We start from the raw sequence: 21,683 nt of genomic DNA, 5'->3' as shown, positions 1-21,683 counted from the left end.
TGTCATCATATATCCTTAAAAAAAATATTAAAGCAAGTTAAAACTCTTACAAGCACTGTTAAGCGTGGAGAAATAAGCATATTAAAAAACCCTTCCGAATAAATTCGGAAGGGTTTCCCATTAAATTAAAATTAAGCGCTTACTCCTTTATAAGCCTTTTGGTTATTCTGCCGTTTTCACCTTCTATTATTACAATATAGGTTGCCGCAGCTAATTCAGAAATATCAATAGCCTTTTCGGAGCCCATATTCCTTAGGTCTATTGTTTTCACTACTCTTCCTCTAATATCGAATATGTTTAAATTTTCGAGAGAAAGGCTTTGTGGGTTTCCAATCATTACTGTGTTTTTAGCTGGGTTTGGATACATTTGCACGCTTCCAATATTTGCGTTGTTATCGCCTACACCCAATACACTTTCTACGATAAGTTCAAAATCACAAGTTGAAACATTTCCATATGCATCCTCTGCAGTAAATGTAATGGTGTACGTACCATCGGCGAGTGGCGTTCCTGCCGCCGGACTCTGAGAGGTTAACGTAACCGGATCTGTACAGTTGTCTATTGCTGTAGCTTCACCCGTTGCAAAGTAATCTGGAAGGATATAGAAAATGTTGCCAGGTCCCGGATCAACGGTCTGATCTGCAGGGCAGGTAATAACCGGCGCTAATAAATCTACCACTGTAACTTGCGCTGTACAAGTTGCAAGGTTGCCGTTTACATCCATCGTAAATACTTGAACCGTAATTGGCGCTCCTATATCGGCACAGCTAAAGTTTGTAATATCTACTGCCGAGGCAAAGATTCCGCAGGCGTCATCGTTAGAGGCTATCACATCACTTGGGTCAAGAACGGCAGTACCATCGGCACCAAGTTCAAGGGTGAAGTCCTGACACACTAACACCGGGCTGGTATTGTCTTCCACAGTTACCGTAGCGGTACAAGTTGACGTGTTTCCATTGACATCGGTTACTGTTAATGTTACAATATTGTCACCAACATTTGAACAATCAAAAGTATCTATGTCGAGGTCGTAGCTCGCAATGCCACAGGCATCGGTGCTTCCACCGTCAACATCTATTCCTGCGATGGTTACCGTGCCCGACGCATCAAGCGCTACCGTGATGTCCTGGCAAACAGCTACTGGCGCCGTAACATCCTCAACGGTTACTATTGCGGTACAGGTTGACGTATTTCCGTGAACATCGGTCACCGTTAGCGTCACGTTGTTGGTACCAACATCGCTACAATCAAACGTACTTGGACTTACTGATGAAGTCGCTATTCCACAGTTATCGGAACTACCTCCATCAACATCTGCCGGGGTAATTGTTGCGTTACCGGCCGCATCAAGTTGAATGGTGATATTCTGGCAGACCATAGTGGGTGGTTCGTTATCCGTTACGGTAATGGTAAAACTGCAGGTGCTGGTGTTTCCGTTTACATCGGTCGCGATGAATTCAATGGTGTTTACGCCAACCGGGAAACTGCTTCCGCTTGGGTCGCCCATTGTTTGGACGACGCTTGCAATGCCGCAATTATCGAAAGCCACCGGAGTAACAAAGGTTACCGTTGCAGCACAATCTCCCACATCTGTGTTGGCGGTAATGTCTGCTGGGCAAATAATTGTTGGCGCAATGCTATCCTCAACGGTAACCGTTGTTGTACAGGTTGACACGTTTCCGTTTACATCGGTTACGGTAAGTGTTACCGTATTTGGTCCAACATCCGTGCAGGTAAACGTGGATTTGTCTATCGTGGTGCTCGCTATGCCACAGGCATCGGTGCTTCCGGCATCAATGTCGCCAACGGTAATACTTGCATTACCCGAAGCATCCAACTGAAGGGTGAACGGAGCAGCACAGTTTGCAACCGGCGCAACGTTATCTTCAACGGTGACCGTTGTTGTACAGGTTGAAACGTTGCCGTTTACATCGGTTACGGTGAGTGTTACCGTATTTGGTCCAACATCTGCGCAGGTAAATGCGTTCGGGGAAACTGAAAGTGAAGCAATTCCACAGGCATCGGCAGACCCACCGTCAACGTCGGCGCCAGTAATTGTTACATTACCTGTGGCATCTAATTGGGCGGTAAATGGTTGGCATACGGCAGTTGGTGCCACATTATCTTCAACTGTTACAATAGTTGTACAGGTTGAAACATTTCCGCTAGTATCGGTTACGGTGAGTGTTACTGTATTTGGTCCTACATCTGCGCAAGTAAAGTTGCTCGGCGCGATACTTACTGACGCAATGGCGCAGTTATCTGTACTTCCAGCATCAATATCTGCAGCAGTAATACTTGCATCTCCATTAACATCTAATTGTAAAGTAAAGGGTGCAACACAACTAGCAGTTGGCGCTTCGGTATCGTTTACTGTTACATCAAAACTACAAGTTGCTGAATTTCCAGCACCATCGGTAACAACAAATGTATTTGTAGTTGTTCCTACTGGGAAATTGCTTCCGCTAGGTAAACCTGCGGTCTGTACGGGAACAAGTACGCTACTAAAACAAAATACATGGTCGTTAAGCAACGGAGTCCACCCCCGTGATCCGACAATTGTAATAGTTTTAATACCTGGAATAGCAAAAGAAACCGGAACGGGTGTAGCATCCGGAATTGCCACAGGACCTACTACTCCAAGCGAAACACCCCCGGCATCAAAAGCTTCTATCGTGGCAGAGTCGGCAAAGCCGTTAAATGCACTAAGATTAAAATTAACTGAGTATACAGGAGTATCGTATACAAGGTTCATTGTATTGGTAGTATTCCCTACAATATTTTTATTTACCTGTCCAAAATATCCCGCAGCGTTCCATTGAAAATACCCGGATGGAACTTGATATACGCAACCATCTTGAACAAGACCTGGACCCTGCCCATTTGCAACGGTGTTTTCATCTAAAGTTGTAACTCCCGGTAGTACTTCAGAAGTTCCTGTTGGCAATACATAAGTTTCAAAATCTTCGGTTGTGCAAGTATTGGCAACGCCACAATTATCTGTTGCTGTAGGCGCAGTATAATTAACTATAGCGCCACAACTTCCTAGATCGTTATTAACAATCACATTGGCTGGACAAGAAATTACCGGATCCTCTACATCATTTACAGTAATTACTTGAGTACAGGAATAACTAGCGCCTGCTTGATCTATGGCTGTCCAAACCACGTTTGTACTTCCAACTGGATATGTATCACTGGCATCTGCTGTATTGTTATAATCATTAATAGGAACAACACATAAACTTAGGTCGTCTATATAAAACAATGGAGTGGCGGTTGGATTTGGATCAGTTCCAAATTCGTTAGTTCTAGGGAAAAAATTTATAGAACCAATAGTACTTAAACCTCCGATCCCGGTACTAAATGAACTGTAAGGGTGTGTAATAATTGATGTTCCATCAATAAAAAACTCACAGGTATCATTTGTTAAATCGATGTAAAACATAACTTCAAACCAGCCTCCTTGTGGGTAAACAAATGGGTTTAGCGTATTTTCAACTTGATAATTTGCTGTTCCATCAGAGTTAAATTGAATTTGATGTGCCCATTCAGTACCTGAAGTTTCAGATTTTTGAATGTTGGTAAATGCTGAATTGCCTACAGGGATGTACATGGAATATTTTACTTCCCAAACTCCACTGGCTAGATTGCCTAATCTATAGGTTTGATCTACCGGTCCTCCGGCGGGAACTCCAGTAATTTTAACACTTTTTGTTCCGCTTTGGGCTTGGTCTGTTGAAACTTCGGCACTTTCTGATGGTGTACCTGGGGTCCAAGTTTCCCAATTTGCATTTTGACCTAAAATTGGCCCTAGGGTATAACTTTCAATATCATCAACTTGAATGCAACTACCAGACCCGCATCCAGCACCAAATACTGCCATAGGCACCGTGATATTTGCGCCACATGTGCCAGGATCATTGTTTTGGGTAATATCTGCTGGACAGGTTAAAGTGCTCGGAACCGCTACTCCTATTACATTTACAAGTGCGGAACAAGTTGAAGTAGCGCCATTATCATTGGTAACTTCAACAGGGATGGTATTCATACCAATATCTGCGCAAGTAAAACTAACGGTTGCACCCAACGGAGCTCCGGCCAATACTGTATATCCTCCACAATCTACGGTAACACTGTACAGGAAGTCGGCTGCGTTCACCGTTGCATTCCCAGTAGCATCTAATGTAACATCTAAAACTGGGGCTAATTCTTCATAGTCATAATGTATAGCCCAAGAATTTAATGTTCCGGTATCTGCACCTGCGTTGTCTGAAACGGTAACTTCCCAAATACCAGCCGTATTTTCACCATCGAAAATAGACAGTGGATTGTTTGGTATAAAGGACCCATCTATAGTTGGCGTTGCCGTAGCACATTCGGTTTCAACTGGTGTCGCAGCTTCATCGTCTAAAGTAGCATCAATATCATCTCTACTACAACCTGCTCCACTGGTGGTTCTTCCCGGTCTGTCTATAATTGTGGCTGTTGTTCCTGCAGGTGATTTTAATGTAACTATTATATCACCTACCCAAGTGTGGCTTATATTTATATCTACATCTAAATCGGTAATAGTTACATTTTCTGTAACATTCATTGTCGCGGTTACGCCTGTTGGGTTATTATCTGGAATCGGCAAGCCAGGACTATCTGAGCTCGATCCAGTCATTGGAATCGCGCCAGAGCCTCTACATATTATTACAGGTGGATCGTTAGTTACATTTATATCATCGGTAAGTGTTGTTGGATTGCCAGTACAAGGGTCGTTTACGGTATAGGTAACAGTTACCAAGCCTGGACCTCCAAAAGTTGGGTCGAAGGTAAAAGTAGTACCGTTACCATCATCTGTTACACCCGAACCAGTATAATGACCTCCCGTAGGGCTTCCACCGGTTAATCCTGTTTGAATTCCTGCGGACATACATACTTCGTCAATAACATCTAAGTTTGAAAAACCTGGTGGTAAATCGAATGCTTCTGTACCGTCCGTTGTACTGCTAGATGAACCTTGACTCGCACTAAAGCCTAGACCTCTTCTTGCAAAAGCTTCCCAAATAGCGCAGACATGGGCACCGCCATATAAGGCTTGGTCTGCAGCTAAAATAGCATCACGACCATCAACAAACCCAGGACTGCAAGGTTGTAGTTTTAAACCTTCGGTAACAATGGCCAATGCCACATTATTTCCTCCATTACCATAATAAACATCGGGATCAAAAGGAACTGTTGCTATAATGCCCCAAGTCATATCCCAAAGCATCGTTGCCCAAACTTCACCAACACCATGAGGTATTGCCATGGTTTTTATATCATCGTAAGTATGATTGTTAACAGCAAAATCGGTACTATAGCGTTGGGTTCTTACACCCGGTCCAGTTGTTGGTTGACCTAATAAATAGGTTCCTACACCACGGGCATCTGTACCTGTATCGCCAGGTTCAATAGTTAATAACAAGCCGTAAAAGTCGCTCCAACCTTCACCCATTTGCTCTGCGTTATTTAAACAACTAACGTTACCACCACCACCGGTTAGTCTGTTAGAAACACCATGGCCATATTCGTGAGTTACCACGCCTGCATCTAACGAGCCATCGTGGGCTGGAGTTGAATTGCTACATAAAAACATATTCATTGTAGGGTTAGAACCATCTACCGGCGTACCAAAATTAGCGTTACAGTTACCCGGCGCTTGAGCGTTGGCATTTACACTGTCTGATCCTAGCCCTCCGCGTAAGTAGTTGTTTTCCTGAAAGTTTCCACTAGCCTCATCAAACCCATATTGATACAGTACATCGTGCATAATGTTGTTCCAATAAAACAAGTTAGTTATATATGGCGCTGTATTTAAAGCTGGGTTTTGTGTTAAATCTATTGGAAAGTCGAAGTTTAATGCTGCTGTTCCGTCGGGGCGATCTATACCCTTATGAGCATCTACATTATTACCTGTGGTAACTGTAAATTCTGGTCCCGCTACCCCATCTGTATCGTGCCATCCAAAAGGAGAAGCTACCGCGTCATCAGGATCAACTTGCATGGAACGTGCACCGTGATTAGGAGACTCAACAGGCATTGCGTAAACCCGGTATCCGCTCGCGAGTGCTTCGGGTACTTCCGAGATTAGGTTTTTAGGTGTTTCATCGTAAATATAACTGGCCTCAATTTCGGTAATCGGACCAATTAATGTAGTATAATTTACTGCGTTTTCACCGTGATAATGCTCATTATGTTTATCCATAATGTTACAGGAAACGGTCCAATTATTTTTATCTATTATTTTTCCGGTTGAAGCATCTACGCGGAAATTCCACCAATCGGTTGACGTTGTTTCTGCGATAGAAAGTTCCCAAATTAGTTGGGTGCCAGCTCCTTCTCTATAATAGTACATTAATTTTACCGGTATTTCTACCAATGATATTCCAGCTTTATTAAATACGGCGGCTTTATTTTTTCCACCTTTATTTTGCAATTCTTGTAGGTTTGAAATCTTATAACCCATTTGGCCGGCTACAGAAGTAATAGCCTGTCTTGCTGAAATTCCTTGCGAGCTACCTTTAAGTGTAGCCTTTACATCATTTAAAAAGGAATTGTGCTCCATCAGAACTTTTCCGGTTTTATCTAAATGTACACTAGATTCGGTACCGAATACTTCCACACCGTTAATAGCCTGACGTAAATAAACGTGGCGTATACCACTTAAGAGGCTTACGTGTTCTTGCGTAATAACATACGTATTACTTTTTTGTTTAATAAGTTGATTTAGCGAAATGGTTGAAGACTCTGTAGCGTATTGAGCTACTTCCTTTTCTTTTTCGGGATTTTTGTGTTGTGCGCAAAGTTGAATAGGCATCGCGCTTAACACTAATAAGAGAAGTGTTAATTTTTTCATAATTAAGAAATTATTTTGTTAGTTGTATAAATTTATAACAAAATATTAACAATCAATGTGTTATGAGTAATAAATTTTAAAAAAAACATTTCCTTAAAATGAATCCATAAAAAAAGCCTCCCGATTGGGAGGCTTTGACTTAAAAAAATTGTGTGTATTAAAGTACTTTTACGTTAACCGCGTTCAATCCTTTTTTACCTTCTTGAAGATCAAATTCTACTTCGTCACCTTCGCGAACTTCGTCGATTAGGCCTGAAATGTGTACAAAATGTTCTTTGTTGGTTCCTTCTTCAGTGATAAAACCAAAACCTTTGGTGTCGTTGAAGAATTTTACTGTTCCTTTGTTCATTGTATTTAAATAAATAATTAATATAAGCGGCAAAGATAGGGTTTTTATTTACATATAAGCTTTTTTAGAATATTTATTTTTTGATTGAAAATAAATACAAAAATCTCCAAAATTTAACGCTTTCTGTGCCAATTACTCAATTCTTTTTGCTCGAGTGGCTCATAATTCAATTGCAATTTGATTTTTTAAAATATCATCAAAAGTTTCTCTTTTTCGTATCAGGTGTGCTTTTTCATTATACCAAAGTATTTCTGAGGGGCGATATCTAGAATTATAATTGCTGGCCATAGTGAAGCAGTACGCACCGGCGTTATGAAATGAAAGTATATCGCCTTCCTGTATTTCTGGAATACGGCGATTGTTGGCAAAGGTATCGGTTTCGCAAATATAACCTGTTACTGTATAAAAGCGATCTCTACCTTTCGGTCTGGAAATATTTACTATTTCGTGTTGTGAGCCGTATAACATTGGCCGGATTAAATGGTTAAATCCGCTATCAACTTGCGCAAATACGGTAGAAGTAGTTTGTTTTATCACGTTTACTTTCACCAAAAATTGTCCTGCCTCGCTAACTAAAAACTTGCCTGGCTCAAAAGCGAGGGTTAGATTTTTTCCGTATTTTTTACAAAAATCGTTAAATCGTTTGCTCAGCTTTTCACCCAATTCTTCTACATTTGTTTCAATATCGCCTTCTTTATAAGGTACTTTAAAACCACTTCCGAAGTCGATAAATTCTAAATTATCAAAATTTTCGGCCGCATTAAAAAGTATTTCCGAGGCGTAAAGAAAAACATCAATATCTAAAATATCGCTACCGGTGTGCATATGGATTCCGTTGATGTTCATTCCGGTATTTTCAACAATTCTTTTTAAGAGCGGCATCTGATGGATTGAAATTCCAAATTTACTATCAATATGCCCTACCGAAATATTTGCATTTCCACCAGCCATTACGTGAGGGTTTATACGAATACACACAGGTGTTTGCGGGTGGTTGGTTCCAAATTGTTCTAATATGGAAAGATTGTCAATATTAATCTGCACGCCCAGTTGCGCCGCTTTTTCAATTTCTTCGAGCGAAATTCCGTTGGGTGTGTAAATAATGTCCTCAGGTTTTGCACCAGCTTCCAAACCAAGCATCACTTCTTGAATTGAAACAGTATCTAGACCACTCCCCATATTAATGAGCAACTTTAATACTGAAATATTTGAGAGCGCCTTAACGGCATAATTTATCTTTAAACGTTCCACCTTTTCAAAAGCGCTGGTTAAACGTTTATACTGCTTTTCAATTTTTGCGGCGTCATAAACATAAACAGGGCTTCCGAATTCTTGGGCAATTGCCAAAAGGTCTTGATTTTTCATTGTTAAAGAATAAATTTTTAAAAATTAGGGCGTAAAAATAGTGATGAACCCTTTAATATTTAGCGAATACTTCCATAATTTTTCAATTTTAAAAAAGCATTCTGAAGGTTGTGAATTAATGCCTTAAAAAACATTAGCGCAATCCTATCACATTTGTTATTTTTGCATTCCATAAACAAGTACAAAACCGATACTATGAATTTACACGAATATCAGGGAAAAGAAATTTTAAACAGTTTTGGCGTTGAAATACAGCGCGGTATCGTGGCAACAACTCCGAAAGAAGCTGTGGAAGCCGCAAAAAAACTTACAAAAGATACCGGAACGGGCTGGCACGTTATAAAGGCACAAGTTCACGCTGGTGGCCGTGGAAAAGGTGGCGGTGTAAAGCTTGCAAAAAACTTGCAAGAAGTTGAAACTATTGCCGGCGATATAATTGGAATGAACCTTGTAACGCCGCAAACTTCTGCCGAAGGTAAAAAAGTACATCAGGTACTAATTGCCGAAGATGTTTATTATCCCGGCGACAATGAGCCGGAAGAATATTATATGAGCGTTCTTTTAAACCGTTCCACTGGAAGAAACATGATTATGTATTCTACCGAAGGGGGAATGGATATTGAAACAGTTGCCGAAGAAACGCCTCATTTAATTTTTACCGAAGAAATTGATCCAGCCGTAGGCCTTTTAGGTTTTCAAGCCCGAAGAGTAGCTTTTAACCTTGGGTTGAGCGGAAAAGCGTTTAAAGAAATGACAAAATTTGTTAGCGCGCTTTACAAAGCTTATAGCGAGTCTGACTCGTCTTTGTTTGAAATCAATCCAGTTTTAAAAACAAGCGACGATAGAATAATTGCCGTTGATGCGAAGGTGAGTCTAGACGACAATGCGCTTTACCGTCATAAAGATTATATGGCTATGCGCGACATTCGCGAAGAAAATGCTGTAGAGGTTGAGGCTCAAGAAAAAGGCTTAAACTACGTTGACCTTGACGGAAACGTTGGTTGTATGGTAAATGGAGCCGGACTTGCAATGGCCACGATGGACCTTATAAAGCAAGCTGGTGGCGAACCCGCAAACTTCCTTGACGTGGGCGGTACCGCAAATGCCGAACGCGTTGAAGCAGCTTTTAAACTTATTTTAAAAGATCCGAATGTAAAGGCAATTTTAGTAAATATCTTCGGCGGGATTGTTCGTTGCGATCGTGTGGCCCAAGGAATTGTTGATGCCTATAAAAATATGGGAACCATAAACGTACCTATTATTGTGCGCCTGCAAGGCACCAATGCCGATATTGCAAAAGAATTAATAGACAGCAGTGGCTTAGACGTTCAAAGTGCCATTGAATTTCAGGAAGCTGCCGATAAAGTGAAGGCAGTACTTTCTTAAAAAAAAAGAGCAGTATAAAGTAAAAAGCCCTTCGCAACTGCAAGGGCTTTTTTTTGAATTAAAAAATTATGGAGAATAAAGATCGAGCTCTTCTTAGTGATTTAATACAAATGATTAAGGTAGATGGAAAAATTAAAAATTCTGAAATTCAATTTATCCAGAAAATGGCAACGAGAATGAATATTTCGGATAAGGAATTAATCAACCTTATTGAAGATCCAGCGCCATCTCAAGCCGTTTACAGCGAAGTGGAACGTATCACCCATTTTTACAAACTAATTTTGGTGATGAAAATTGATAATGAAACCCATCACACCGAATTGGTAGCCCTAAAGAATTTCGGACTTAAAATGGGCATTCGCCCTGTAGTAGCAGATCAAATATTAAGAAAAATGGAGCAGTCTAAAGAACAAACGCTTCCCGCCGAAGAATTATTAAACATTTTTAAAATTTACTACAACTAGGCTTTGTATATTTTTTCGATTGCCGCCACATCCGTTTCACTTTCCAGGGAATCTTTGGCTTGTTTTAAGAGGGTTTCCATTTCTTCACTAACCTGTGTATGATAATTTACTTCGGCCGCGGGTTGGTTTTGCAAATATTTTAGCATCCACAATAATTTTGAAACCATAATTGGGTCGTGCTTACAATACGTCCGCAGTGATGCCATTACGTTAAAGAGCAATTCTTTAAAAGTTACTACGGCAACCCTTAGGTTTGTTTTCTTGTTGTGTACAATAATTCCGTTGTCTTGTTTTTGCATTCGCAGCGCAAACAAATCTGTTAAATAATCTATGGCGTTAATAGCGGTCCCCGGATCGTTTATTCCCGGAGACATTGCCTTAACCGCTATTTCGGTAATTTGTTTAAAGGCCAAGGTGTAATTGTCTTCAATTAATTCGCCGCGCGCAAAACTAATATTCGACACAAATGCTTTTACAACCTTATCGTCCAAAGGTTTTTCAGATTTTAAGAAAGTAGCGTTTTTTAGTACAAATAATCCTTTGGGAATAGTAATGTATATCTTAGTTTTTTCTTCTTCACAAATTTGCAAGATATTATTTATTGAAAGATTTTGAAAATAGCCACTACTTCCGGCAGGATATGCATGCCATTTTGAAGTATCGGGAAAGGTTTTATTTTGGTCTTCTTCCGATTTAATCAGTTTTTTAAGTCGTATTTCGGCACTTTCAAAAATGGTATCTAGAATATTATTTATCTGTATGCTCTGTGAAATATTATGAATAAAATAAATAAACGCCACCAAACAAATAATGGTCATAACAATACCCAATAGCACTGAAAATCCAGGAAGGGTGTATTTATCTTCACTGGGCTCGATGGAAAATAGCGTAAAAATATTATATAGAATTGTCGCCAAATAAATCCCCAAAATAAACTGATGGCGTTTATCGCTAATTAGCCCCGGAAGCAGGCGTGGTGAGTAATTACTAGACGCCTGGCTCAGCAGTAACATCACCATGGAGAAGCTAAAGACCATTAGCGAAATTAACCCTCCAAGACAGGCACTCAGCACCGACAAGGCCGTATCGCCATCCTCTACCATCAACAAAGGCAACACATCCATTATTTCTTTCGAAATGCCCTGCCCTTCCAAATACATCATTAAGGCGGCAACAAAAAATCCAGTAATTGCCAGCAAGGTTGGATAAAATGCAATTTTACTTTCTACCGTATTAAAAAAGTCGAAAATGCGAACGAAGATCTTTTTCATAAAATGGAACAATTAGTGGTTTAAAAGTACTGAAACCAAGTTCTCTATTTCTTAAAAATGAATTAATGTTGCATTCGCCCTCATTGTTAATGACACATCGTCAGATTTTTTACATATTTACAGTCAGAATGTCGCTTTTAAATATTTGGAATTGTTATTGAAAAAAGAATTAAAAAAATAACAAATTAAAAACAATAATATAACTATGAAAACAGTTAATAAAGATGGCGTTTGGTTGCCCGGAATATTAGATAATTTACTTTTTGACAATAAACTGGATGTTTTTAATAATAATTATGAAACATTTAGCATTCCCGCGGTAAATATCATTGAAAATTTGACGAATTTTGTACTAGAAATTGCTGTTCCAGGTTTTCAAAAAGAAAACTTTACTATTGAGGCTGAGGAAGATACACTAAAAGTTTCTTCAAAGACAATAGAAACAAAGGAAGAGACTGATACCGAAACTCGATATACGAGACGGGAGTTTAATTACAGTAATTTTGAGCGTTCTTTTACGCTTCCAGAAACGATTAAGATAGAAGATATTCAAGCCAAATACGAAAATGGCGTTTTAAAAATTACGCTTCCAAAATTGGAAGAAAAGAAAGCATTTAAGAAAATGGTTGAGATTTCATAATTGAAATTTAATTTGGTTAGTTAGTTGAATTGACCGCGTGCTACTCAATCGGTGCGCGGTTTTTTCATGGGCTTAATTTGGGCCTCGCCTTCTTCTACCGCCCGTACTTCTTTGTTCGCGCTTTAATTTGCGCTCTTCGCGGCGTTTCACTTCCGGTTTTATTGTTTCCGCAGCTTTTTGGCGATCTTCCTTTTTATAAATCTTTGGTTGTCCGTCGCTATCCTTTACGGCCTCCTTTAAAGTTTTTAGTTCCGTTGCCGTAAGATCGCGCCATTGGCCAACGGGTAAATTTCCTAAAACCAAATTCATAATCCTTATTCGCTGTAATGCAACTACCTCGTAACCTAAGTATTCGCACATTCTTCGTATTTGCCTGTTTAGTCCTTGTACCAAAAAAATACGGAACTCGAATCTGCTAATCCTTTCAACTTTACAACGCTTGGTTACGGTGTCTAAAATTGGTATTCCGGCGCCCATTCGTACTATAAATTCATCGGTAACGGGTCTATCTACTTTTACAATATATTCCTTTTCGTGTGCGTTTCCGGCGCGTAGTATTTTGTTTACTATATCGCCATCATTGGTCAATAAAAGCAAACCTTCACTGGGCTTATCTAATCTTCCCACCGGAAAAATGCGTTCGGGATGGTTTACAAAGTCTATTACATTATCGTCAAATCTTGTATCTGTTGTACAGGTTATCCCGACGGGCTTATTCAACATTATAAAAACTTCGGTATCATTTTTAGTAATTAGTTTTCCATCTACGCGTACCTCATCTCCGGGCATTACACGATCGCCAAGTCCAGTTTTTTCGCCATTTATGGTTACTCTACCGTTATCAATTAGGGTATCGGCCTCTCGTCGGGAGCAGTATCCACTATCGCTTATTGCCTTATTTAAACGTACAGAATCTGGGTGGTGCATCACTTCTTTTTTGCAAAGATACCATTATTGAAGCGCATAAGGAAAAGGTTAAATTTGAATTAATTATTTCATCAAATTTTCCAAATTATTGTAGTTTCCACCAAATTTAAAAAATGGCAATACTCGGTTCAATCATCAAAACGGCAATAGACCTTCGCGGGGCAATTATTTCTGAAAAATCTCCTGTGGAATCCCAGCGCGAAGTTTTAAAAAATCTTTTGGAAAAAGCAAAAGACACTGCTTTCGGAAAATATTACGGTTTCGAAAAAATTCTGGAATCCGAAGATTTGCAGGAAGCATTTGCCGGTAACGTGCCTTATTTTGATTATCACCAAATGGAAGGCGCCTGGTGGTGCAAAACCCAGAAAGGACTTAAAGATATTAGCTGGCCGGGAACTCCCAAGTATTTTGCACGAAGCAGCGGCACCACAGGTAAAACTTCAAAAAAAATACCCGTTACAACCGAAATGATTGAAGCAATTCGCACAACGGGTATAAAGCAAGTTGGGGCTTTGACGAATTTTGAAATTCCTTCAGATTTTTTTGAAAAGGAAATAATGATGCTCGGCAGCAGCACAGATTTGGAGGAACAGGATCAATTTTTGGAAGGTGAAATTAGCGGAATAAGCGCTAGCAACATTCCGTTTTGGTTCCGCGGATATTACAAACCGGGCGAGGAAATTGCACAAATGGATGACTGGGACCAAAAGGTTGCAACTATTGCGAAAAACGCTCGCAATTGGGATATTGGTGCGTTAAGCGGTATTCCCTCGTGGATGGAGTTAATGATGAAAGAAGTAATTGATTATCACAATGCAAAGAACATACACGAAATCTGGCCAAACTTGCAGGTTTATACTTCGGGAGGCGTTGCATTTCAGCCGTACGAAAAGAGTTTCAATCAATTATTGGCGCATCCCATTACTGTAATTGATACGTATTTGGCTTCGGAGGGATTTTTAGCATTTCAAAATAGACCTGGAACCACTTCAATGAAATTAGTTACCGACAATGGAATTTACTTTGAATTTGTGCCCTTTAAACCAGAATATATTAATGAAGACGGATCGCTTTGGCAGGATGCTCCCGCTCTTACCCTTTCTGAAGTTGAAACCGGAGTAGATTATGTTTTAATAATTAGTACGGTATCTGGCGCCTGGCGCTATTTAATTGGTGATACTATAGCTTTTACAGATGTTGAAAAAGCCGAAATTAAAATTACCGGACGTACAAAATTCTTTTTAAATGTAGTGGGGTCGCAGCTTTCAGTGAATAAAATGGAGGTAGCCTTACGAGAAATGGAAGAAAAATTTGATATTGAAATCCCAGAATTCACATTAGCCGCCGTAAAAATTAACGATGCATTTTACCACCATTGGTATTTGGGCACGGAAACTAAAATTAGCGCAGAAAAAATAGCCGAAGCTTTGGATAGTGCATTAAAAGAAGCGAATAAAAATTATTCCGTCGCTCGTTCCAAAGCATTAAAGGGCGTTAAGGTTACTACAATAAATCCCGAAATATTTCACGAATGGAATGCCAAGAACAAAAAGAAAGGCGGCCAAGTAAAGATGGAAAAAGTAATGGATGAAGAAAAATTTGCCACTTGGGAAGATTTTGTAAAAACGCAAATTGGGTAAGACCAAGAAAAAACTGCAAATTAACCCATTACGAATTGCCGATTAGTAAATTTGGGTATCCTGAATGGAGTCGCAGCCTTTTGCAATGATTAACTATTATGTATAACTAATCGTCTTTACCAACTATTTCGGGATCGTCCTCAACTTTGTTTTCATTGATGAGCTCCATTACTTCTTCTGGGGAAATATATAATCTTCGAATTCGCTCTTTGTATTTTTCGGATAGATTGGCGTTATCTAATATAAAATTTTTAGTTTTTAAAATATAATCGCCCATACCGTGGGCAATCGCATAGGTATCTGCAGTGCGTTCCACTTCCTTGATATGGGCAGAAGAGAAAAGATATTTTATTCCGAAAATGATCATTCCAAAATTTGTGCGTGCACTGTAATCCATTAAATGTCCGAGTTCGTGACCAAGCCACCCAACTTTAACATCAGATGGAATATCATCCATTGTAAAGATTTCACCTTCTATTTGAATGCTTCGGCTAATTAAAATAATGTACTCTCTGTTTTCCTTACTTTTAAAAAAACTTGTAAACCGAGGCTGCGCCTGCATGGTAGATTTTTTAATGTTTGTTTTATACTTAAATTCAATTGCGGTATCGTAGAGTTCCGGATAAAAGGTTAATGCCTCAATTACTTCGCTTTTAATATCTGCAGGAATAATTTTATTCTCTAAATTAATGCTTTGTGCTGTAGCCATAGAAAGGGAAAAGTACAAAATAGGTTTTATGAAAGACGTTAAGAGCATTGTAAAGTTTGGGTTCTTTAGATATGATTTTAAAGTGTTTCCAATTGTTTTTGATATGTTTTTATTTTATCCCGAAGTTTTGCGGCCATCATAAAATCAAGCTCTTTAGCAGCATTTTCCATCGCTTTGCGGGTATCGCGTATTTTTTTCTCAATCTGTGCTTGCGTAAGGTATTCTACTTCAGATTCTGCAGCTAGCGTTTCGGCAGTTTCAAAGGTGTAGGCAGCTTGTTTGGCTTTTGTCAGGGAGTTTTCAAAAGATTTTTTAATCGCCGTTGGTGTAATTCCGTGTTCTTTATTATAGGCAATCTGTTTTTCTCTTCGGTATTGGGTGCCATCAATTGTAGCCTGCATGCTCGCGGTAATTTTATCGGCGTACATAATTGCTTTTCCGTTTAAATTCCGCGCTGCACGGCCTACTGTTTGGGTTAACGAACGGTTGCTTCTTAAAAATCCTTCTTTATCGGCATCCAGAATTGCAACCAATGAAACCTCGGGTAAATCCAATCCTTCGCGCAATAAATTCACCCCGACCAAAACATCAAATAATCCGAGCCGCAGATCCTGCATAATTTCCACACGTTCTAGCGTATCTACGTCACTGTGAATATAACGCGTTCTAATTTGCACTCTTTCTAAATACTTTGTCAATTCTTCCGCCATTCTCTTGGTTAAGGTAGTAACCAAAATACGTTCGTCTTTTTCAATTCGAAGCTGTATTTCTTCCAATAAATCGTCAATTTGATTTAAACTTGGGCGCACTTCAATCGGAGGATCCAGCAATCCTGTTGGTCTTATTATTTGTTCTACGTACACTCCGCCGCTTTTTTCCAATTCGTAATCTGCGGGGGTTGCACTTACATAGATAACTTGGTTTTGCAAGGCTTCAAATTCTTCAAATTTTAGCGGTCGGTTATCCATTGCTGCGGGCAATCGGAACCCGTAATCTACCAAGTTTTCCTTTCGCGAACGGTCACCGCCGTACATAGCGCTAACCTGTGGAATGGACACGTGGCTTTCATCAACAACCATTAAATAATCGTTCGGAAAATAATCCAATAAGCAAAACGGACGTGTACCCGGCAAGCGTTGATCCAGATAGCGCGAATAGTTTTCAATACCGCTACAGTAGCCTAGTTCACGAATCATTTCGAGATCAAAATTGGTACGTTCTTCAAGACGTTTTGCCTCCAGATGCTTTCCTATTTCTTTAAAATATTCTATCTGTAAAACCAAGTCATCTTGAATATTGCGTATCGCCCCTTGCAGCACATCGGGGGAGGTTACAAACATATTTGCCGGATAAATATTGAGTCGGTCGTATTTAGCCTTTATATTATTATTAAGTGGATCAAACACTTCAATTTCTTCTATTTCATCTCCAAAAAAATGAATTCTGAAAGCGTCGTCTGCATACCCTGGATACACATCTACCGTGTCGCCTTTTATGCGAAAACGACCGTGATTAAACTCTGCTTCTGTCCGTGAATAGAGGCTCTGAACCAACCGATGTAATAATTTGGTTCGCGAAATAGTTTGTCCCTTTTCTAACTTAATTACGTTTTTTTGAAATTCAACAGGGTTTCCGATACCGTATAGGCAGGAAACAGAAGAAACCACAATAACATCCCTCCTACCCGAAAGCAAGGAAGAAGTTGTACTAAGACGCATTTTTTCAATTTCCTCGTTAATTGAAAGATCCTTTTCAATATAAGTACCACTACTCGGAATAAAAGCTTCAGGTTGATAGTAATCGTAATACGACACAAAATACTCCACCGCATTTTCGGGAAATAGATTTTTAAACTCTGTATACAATTGTGCTGCCAGCGTTTTATTGTGAGCTAAAACCAAGGTAGGCTTTTGCACCTCCTGCACCACATTGGCCACAGTAAAAGTTTTTCCAGAGCCGGTAACCCCCAGAAGGGTTTGATATTGTTCGCCTGAAACAAGGCCGTCCACCAAGGATTTTATAGCCGTGGGTTGATCGCCCGTAGGCTTAAATTCTGAGGCAATTTTAAAGTTCATATTTTCTTTTTCAATAGGTTACAAAAGTACGAAAAATAGCGGTGAGCGGTATGCATTATAAACCGTGCTATAAACGTAAACGCAAATCAATGGCTCTTTATCAAAATTGTTGCCAAAGGCATAAACAATTTTACAACGTTTGCTGGCGTAATACCCGATATTTCCAAATTACACATAAGATGACTTAGTTTGCGTTTTCTTTAATTTCTCAAAATATTAACAATTGTATCCATAAATCATAAAATTTTCTTAAGTTTATTTTTTTTTACAATTATCTATTACTAATAATTTACCCCAAACCGTTTATGAAATTTGATGTCTTTCGAATTAGTATATTCCTTTTTTTACTCGTGATTTTTAATGCCTGTAAGGATGATGAAAATTCAGATTACATTCCTTTAAATATTACTGCCAACGCAGATATTGGGGAAGTTTTTCAAAATTCTTCAGTAACGATTGCCATGTTAAACAACGACAGCAATATTCCAAAGGATGGTGAAATTTCACTTACTGCACCTCAAAGTGGACTAGTAATAATCAACAACAATGGCACCCCCGCAACAATTTTGGACGACACCCTGCAATACACCCCCGACGAAACTTTTGAAGGTGAGGTTTCTTTTGAATATACAGTTTGCGATCCTACCGGTCAGAGTTGCGCCACAGCCACAGTTACCATACAGGTTTTGCCGTTTTCGCCAGTAAACTTTGATATTAGTACGGTTCCTTTTGATAAACTTTCTGATTATAATTTTTTTGAAGGAAACTTAGCCGAATTATCTCCTGTTTATGGTGTTTTGCCTTATGAACCAATAAATGCTTTGTTTTCAGATTACGCTCATAAAAAACGTTTTGTTTGGATGCCCTATAATGTACAGGCTACTTATGTTAGCGATGGCGATGTTTTAGATTTTCCAACGGGTAGTGCGTTGATAAAAACCTTCTATTACGAAAATGTTTTACCCGATAATACCACAAAAAATATAGAAACCCGAGTATTAATTAAAAAGGATGACGGTTGGATTTTTGCAAATTATATTTGGGATGAGGCTCAAGAGGAAGCTTTCCTCAACACCACAGGTTATGGTTTTAATGTGCCGGTAGAGTGGGTAGAAAACGGAGAAACCAAGTGGGTTAATTACCGAATACCTTCAGATTTGGAATGTTTTATTTGCCATAAATTCAACGATATAATTTTTCCTATTGGTCCAAAACCCCAAAATTTAAATGCTATTTATGAATATGCAGACGGGATTGAAAATCAACTTGAAAAATGGAAGGAAATAGGATACCTTTCAAATACCAATCTGCCCACTACAATTGAAACCGTACCGAGTTGGAAGGATATCTCCCAAAGTTTGGAAACCCGAGTGCGCTCGTATTTTGATATGAATTGCGCCCACTGCCATATTGTTGGAGGACATTGCGGAGCACGGTCGTTGCGATTGGCGTTTAGAGAAAGTCACGATCACGACAACTTAGGTGTATGTACAGATCCGGATCTTCAAGTTCCGGGATACGACGGTGCAAAACTTATAACCCCGGGCGATGCTAGTAACTCAATATTGTATTTTAGGGTAGCAACTACCTTAGAGGAATATGCCATGCCCATGATTGGGCGTTCGCTGGCGGATGAAGCATTTCTGCCAGTGTTAGAAGAATGGATAAACTCACTCACAGAACCTTGCGACTAACCATTAAATATTATTTTAGATGAAAAAAATTATTATGCTATTATTATTCTTCGCTTTAACCGGAGCCGTAAATGCACAGGTATCATTTACTGCTGTTCCAATTTCAACCACGGGTGCTGAACGAGCCGCCGTTGATATGAATGGCGATTTTCTAGACGATTTGGTTTCGGTGACTGCTACCAATATTCAAATTCACTATCAGCAAACAGACGGTAGTTTTATAGAAACAAATATAGCTACTCCCCCTGTTGCCAACACCCCTTCGTGGAGTCTTGCTGCCGCAGATTTTGACAAGAACGGATTTGCCGATTTACTTTACGGTGGTGCAAATGGCGTTACATTTATGAAGGCTAAGAATAACGGGACCTCCTATGAAGAAATATCGTTTCCGGAATATGTTTTCTCGCAGCGTTCTAATTTTGTTGATATTAATAACGACGGGCATTTAGACGCATTTGTTTGTCACGACGTGGCGCCGAGTGTTTACTATATTAACAACGGTGACGGAACGTTCACCTTTCACCAAGGAGATATTGGTGATTATCCCACGGGAGGAAATTACGGTTCTGTTTGGATAGATTATGACAACGATGGCGATATGGATGTGTTTATTGCAAAATGCAACGTAAATGGAGATGTAAATGAAAGAAGTGAAAATCAAATTTATCAAAACGATGGTGCTGGCAACTTTATTGAAGTGGGTGATGCTACTGGATTAAAAGACGAGATGCAAACTTGGTCTGCTACGTGGGCCGATTTTGACAACGACGGCTTTTTAGATGTTTTCGTAGGAAGTAGCGACAGTAATTTTACCCATAAAATAAATAGAAATAATGGCGACGGTACGTTTACCGATATTTCTGCTACTACAGGAATACACGCTTTAACGATTACAGGAATTGAAAACTGTAGTTACGATTTTAATAACGATGGGTATGTAGATATCGCTTCCAATGGAAATATACTTTTAAACAATGGCGATCTAACCTTTACGTTAGTCCCGTTAGCGCTTCCAAATAACAACGGATCTTTTGGCGATTTAAACAACGACGGCTTTATCGACTCGTTTACGGGTGGCAACGTTTACTACAACAACGCTAACGCAAACCATTGGATAACCATAAACACTATAGGAGTAGAGAGCAATATAAACGGTATTGGCGCCCGTGTAACAATTTCATCGGATATGGGGACGCAAATTCGAGAAGTGCGAAGTGGTGAAGGTTTTAAATATATGAGCACCCTGAATACCCATTTTGGTTTGGGAACAAATACAACCATTAGCAATATAACCATTTCATGGCCATCGGGAATTGTGGATATTCTAGAAGATGTTGCAGTAGATCAGGTGCTTTCTGTGGTGGAAGGATCTACAGTTTTAGGTTTAAACGAAAACTTGGCGAACCCTCTTATTCTATATCCCAATCCAACCCAAGATATTTTAAACCTCGGTGATTTAAACCATTTTACAAATCCAGCATTTACGATTTATGATGTTCAAGGGAAAAAAGTAATGGCTGCCAAAGTAGATTTAAATACTATTGACGTTTCAAATTTGGCAACGGGAAAGTATATTTTAAAAATTTACGACAACAACCATTCAAAATCACAGCGGTTTATTAGAAAGTAAAGGCTAATGAAGTTGTGTATTTTTAGCCGCGTGGCCAAGTAAGCAATTAAAAAAGGGCCTATGCATTTTTACAGCAAAGGCCCTTTTTCTTGAAGGTTAAATATTTTCAACCTTTAAAATTTCCAGTTTTCTTTCTCCATCCTTAAAGGGCCAATTTATTATATCGCCTACCTGCCTCCCAACTGTGGCAACGGCAACATCGCATAAAATAGACGTTTTCCCTTTTTTATTATTTGCTTTATTAGAGGACACAAACATATATTCCTTTTCTTTGTTTACCGTATGATCTTTAATTTTTACACGTCGATTAACTGTAACAATATCATTTGGCAGGTCTCGTCTATAAACCTGTTCGGCGTCTTTTAATTCTAGAACTAAAAGTTCTTCTTCTTGTTTGGTTACTTTATTTCGTCGAACATGATCTTTAATCATGTCGTATATTCCGGTTGTTAAAATTACATTTTTTGACATAGTATATTTTTTTAAATTCTCTTCTCCATACTGCGTAGTTGTGACTCAATCATTCAAAATAGCGCACAATATATTGAGCTGCTTTTTGTAAATGGTACAGTAGTGTTAAGAAGAAAACAGATTAAATTTTAAGAATAATAATGAGTAGCCCTGTTCTGAGTCGAAACAGGGATTAA

At 39.2% G+C, this 21,683-nt stretch carries 14 protein-coding genes; 6 read left to right on the top strand and 8 right to left on the bottom strand.

The features are described 5' to 3' along the window. Window positions 1-139: 139 nt before the first annotated feature. The 3 genes from QCQ61_RS09235 to lysA form a co-directional block, all read right to left on the bottom strand. Window positions 140-6,886 carry a M36 family metallopeptidase gene (locus QCQ61_RS09235; protein ID WP_279447355.1) on the bottom strand — a complete coding sequence of 2,249 codons (6,747 nt, stop codon included), beginning with the start codon at window positions 6,884-6,886 and terminating at the stop codon, window positions 140-142. Window positions 6,887-7,043: 157 nt separating this feature from the next. Then, on the bottom strand, window positions 7,044-7,235 hold the full coding sequence (locus QCQ61_RS09230; protein WP_026451656.1) for a cold-shock protein: 192 nt from the start codon (window positions 7,233-7,235) through the stop codon (window positions 7,044-7,046). Window positions 7,236-7,394: 159 nt separating this feature from the next. Beyond that, entirely contained in the window at window positions 7,395-8,600 is a 1,206-nt protein-coding gene (lysA, locus tag QCQ61_RS09225) for a diaminopimelate decarboxylase (RefSeq protein WP_279447353.1), read from the bottom strand. A 195-nt stretch (window positions 8,601-8,795) separates the two neighbouring features. On the opposite strand from lysA, the gene sucC reads away from it, so the two are divergent. After that, complete coding sequence (sucC, locus tag QCQ61_RS09220; RefSeq protein WP_279447352.1) at window positions 8,796-9,986, top strand: ADP-forming succinate--CoA ligase subunit beta; 1,191 nt, start codon at window positions 8,796-8,798, stop codon at window positions 9,984-9,986. Window positions 9,987-10,054: 68 nt separating this feature from the next. Continuing rightward, the gene (locus tag QCQ61_RS09215; protein WP_279447351.1) at window positions 10,055-10,450 is read left to right on the top strand and encodes a TerB family tellurite resistance protein; all 396 of its coding nucleotides are present in this window, start codon (window positions 10,055-10,057) and stop codon (window positions 10,448-10,450) included. Here the strand turns inward: QCQ61_RS09215 and QCQ61_RS09210 are convergent. Next, window positions 10,447-11,721 carry a DUF2254 domain-containing protein gene (locus QCQ61_RS09210; RefSeq protein ID WP_279447350.1) on the bottom strand — a complete coding sequence of 425 codons (1,275 nt, stop codon included), beginning with the start codon at window positions 11,719-11,721 and terminating at the stop codon, window positions 10,447-10,449. The genes QCQ61_RS09215 and QCQ61_RS09210 overlap by 4 nt on opposite strands. Before the next feature lie 205 nt (window positions 11,722-11,926). On the opposite strand from QCQ61_RS09210, the gene QCQ61_RS09205 reads away from it, so the two are divergent. After that, complete coding sequence (locus QCQ61_RS09205) at window positions 11,927-12,361, top strand: Hsp20/alpha crystallin family protein (protein ID WP_279447349.1); 435 nt, start codon at window positions 11,927-11,929, stop codon at window positions 12,359-12,361. 72 nt (window positions 12,362-12,433) lie between these two features. On the opposite strand, the gene rluF is transcribed toward QCQ61_RS09205, so the two are convergent. Then, window positions 12,434-13,288 carry a 23S rRNA pseudouridine(2604) synthase RluF gene (gene rluF / locus QCQ61_RS09200; protein ID WP_279447348.1) on the bottom strand — a complete coding sequence of 285 codons (855 nt, stop codon included), beginning with the start codon at window positions 13,286-13,288 and terminating at the stop codon, window positions 12,434-12,436. Between the two features lie 113 nt (window positions 13,289-13,401). Between rluF and QCQ61_RS09195 the strand changes: the two genes are divergently transcribed. Next, a complete protein-coding gene (locus QCQ61_RS09195; RefSeq protein ID WP_279447347.1) occupies window positions 13,402-14,928 on the top strand; it encodes a GH3 family acyl-acid amido synthetase in 1,527 nt (508 codons plus the stop codon). 106 nt (window positions 14,929-15,034) lie between these two features. On the opposite strand, the gene QCQ61_RS09190 is transcribed toward QCQ61_RS09195, so the two are convergent. Both QCQ61_RS09190 and uvrB read right to left on the bottom strand, forming a co-directional pair. Continuing rightward, window positions 15,035-15,637, bottom strand: coding sequence for a hypothetical protein (locus QCQ61_RS09190; RefSeq protein ID WP_279447346.1), 603 nt, complete (start codon window positions 15,635-15,637; stop codon window positions 15,035-15,037). Between the two features lie 77 nt (window positions 15,638-15,714). After that, window positions 15,715-17,712 (bottom strand): excinuclease ABC subunit UvrB, encoded by a 1,998-nt coding sequence (uvrB, locus tag QCQ61_RS09185; protein ID WP_279447345.1) that lies wholly within the window; start codon window positions 17,710-17,712, stop codon window positions 15,715-15,717. Between the two features lie 305 nt (window positions 17,713-18,017). On the opposite strand from uvrB, the gene QCQ61_RS09180 reads away from it, so the two are divergent. Further along, window positions 18,018-19,406 (top strand): Ig-like domain-containing protein, encoded by a 1,389-nt coding sequence (locus QCQ61_RS09180; protein WP_279447344.1) that lies wholly within the window; start codon window positions 18,018-18,020, stop codon window positions 19,404-19,406. Between the two features lie 19 nt (window positions 19,407-19,425). Further along, the gene (locus tag QCQ61_RS09175) at window positions 19,426-21,036 is read left to right on the top strand and encodes a T9SS type A sorting domain-containing protein (RefSeq protein WP_279447343.1); all 1,611 of its coding nucleotides are present in this window, start codon (window positions 19,426-19,428) and stop codon (window positions 21,034-21,036) included. Window positions 21,037-21,132: 96 nt separating this feature from the next. On the opposite strand, the gene QCQ61_RS09170 is transcribed toward QCQ61_RS09175, so the two are convergent. Then, complete coding sequence (locus QCQ61_RS09170) at window positions 21,133-21,507, bottom strand: GreA/GreB family elongation factor (RefSeq protein ID WP_279447342.1); 375 nt, start codon at window positions 21,505-21,507, stop codon at window positions 21,133-21,135. Window positions 21,508-21,683 lie beyond the last annotated feature (176 nt).

Origin of the sequence: Aequorivita marisscotiae, from assembly GCF_029814825.1 — a bacterium.
Lineage (GTDB): Bacteria > Bacteroidota > Bacteroidia > Flavobacteriales > Flavobacteriaceae > Aequorivita > Aequorivita marisscotiae.
Note: the sequence above shows the minus strand (reverse complement) of the source record. Positions and strands in the feature narration are given on the sequence as shown.

What these genes read in the sequence shown, in the direction of transcription:
- QCQ61_RS09235 (WP_279447355.1), bottom strand. Translation starts at nt 6,886, where the DNA reads ATGAAAAAATTAACACTTCTCTTATTAGTGTTAAGCGCGATGCCTATT.
- QCQ61_RS09230 (WP_026451656.1), bottom strand. Translation starts at nt 7,235, where the DNA reads ATGAACAAAGGAACAGTAAAATTCTTCAACGACACCAAAGGTTTTGGT.
- lysA (WP_279447353.1), bottom strand. Translation starts at nt 8,600, where the DNA reads ATGAAAAATCAAGACCTTTTGGCAATTGCCCAAGAATTCGGAAGCCCT.
- sucC (WP_279447352.1), top strand. Translation starts at nt 8,796, where the DNA reads ATGAATTTACACGAATATCAGGGAAAAGAAATTTTAAACAGTTTTGGC.
- QCQ61_RS09215 (WP_279447351.1), top strand. Translation starts at nt 10,055, where the DNA reads ATGGAGAATAAAGATCGAGCTCTTCTTAGTGATTTAATACAAATGATT.
- QCQ61_RS09210 (WP_279447350.1), bottom strand. Translation starts at nt 11,721, where the DNA reads ATGAAAAAGATCTTCGTTCGCATTTTCGACTTTTTTAATACGGTAGAA.
- QCQ61_RS09205 (WP_279447349.1), top strand. Translation starts at nt 11,927, where the DNA reads ATGAAAACAGTTAATAAAGATGGCGTTTGGTTGCCCGGAATATTAGAT.
- rluF (WP_279447348.1), bottom strand. Translation starts at nt 13,288, where the DNA reads ATGCACCACCCAGATTCTGTACGTTTAAATAAGGCAATAAGCGATAGT.
- QCQ61_RS09195 (WP_279447347.1), top strand. Translation starts at nt 13,402, where the DNA reads ATGGCAATACTCGGTTCAATCATCAAAACGGCAATAGACCTTCGCGGG.
- QCQ61_RS09190 (WP_279447346.1), bottom strand. Translation starts at nt 15,637, where the DNA reads ATGGCTACAGCACAAAGCATTAATTTAGAGAATAAAATTATTCCTGCA.
- uvrB (WP_279447345.1), bottom strand. Translation starts at nt 17,712, where the DNA reads ATGAACTTTAAAATTGCCTCAGAATTTAAGCCTACGGGCGATCAACCC.
- QCQ61_RS09180 (WP_279447344.1), top strand. Translation starts at nt 18,018, where the DNA reads ATGAAATTTGATGTCTTTCGAATTAGTATATTCCTTTTTTTACTCGTG.
- QCQ61_RS09175 (WP_279447343.1), top strand. Translation starts at nt 19,426, where the DNA reads ATGAAAAAAATTATTATGCTATTATTATTCTTCGCTTTAACCGGAGCC.
- QCQ61_RS09170 (WP_279447342.1), bottom strand. Translation starts at nt 21,507, where the DNA reads ATGTCAAAAAATGTAATTTTAACAACCGGAATATACGACATGATTAAA.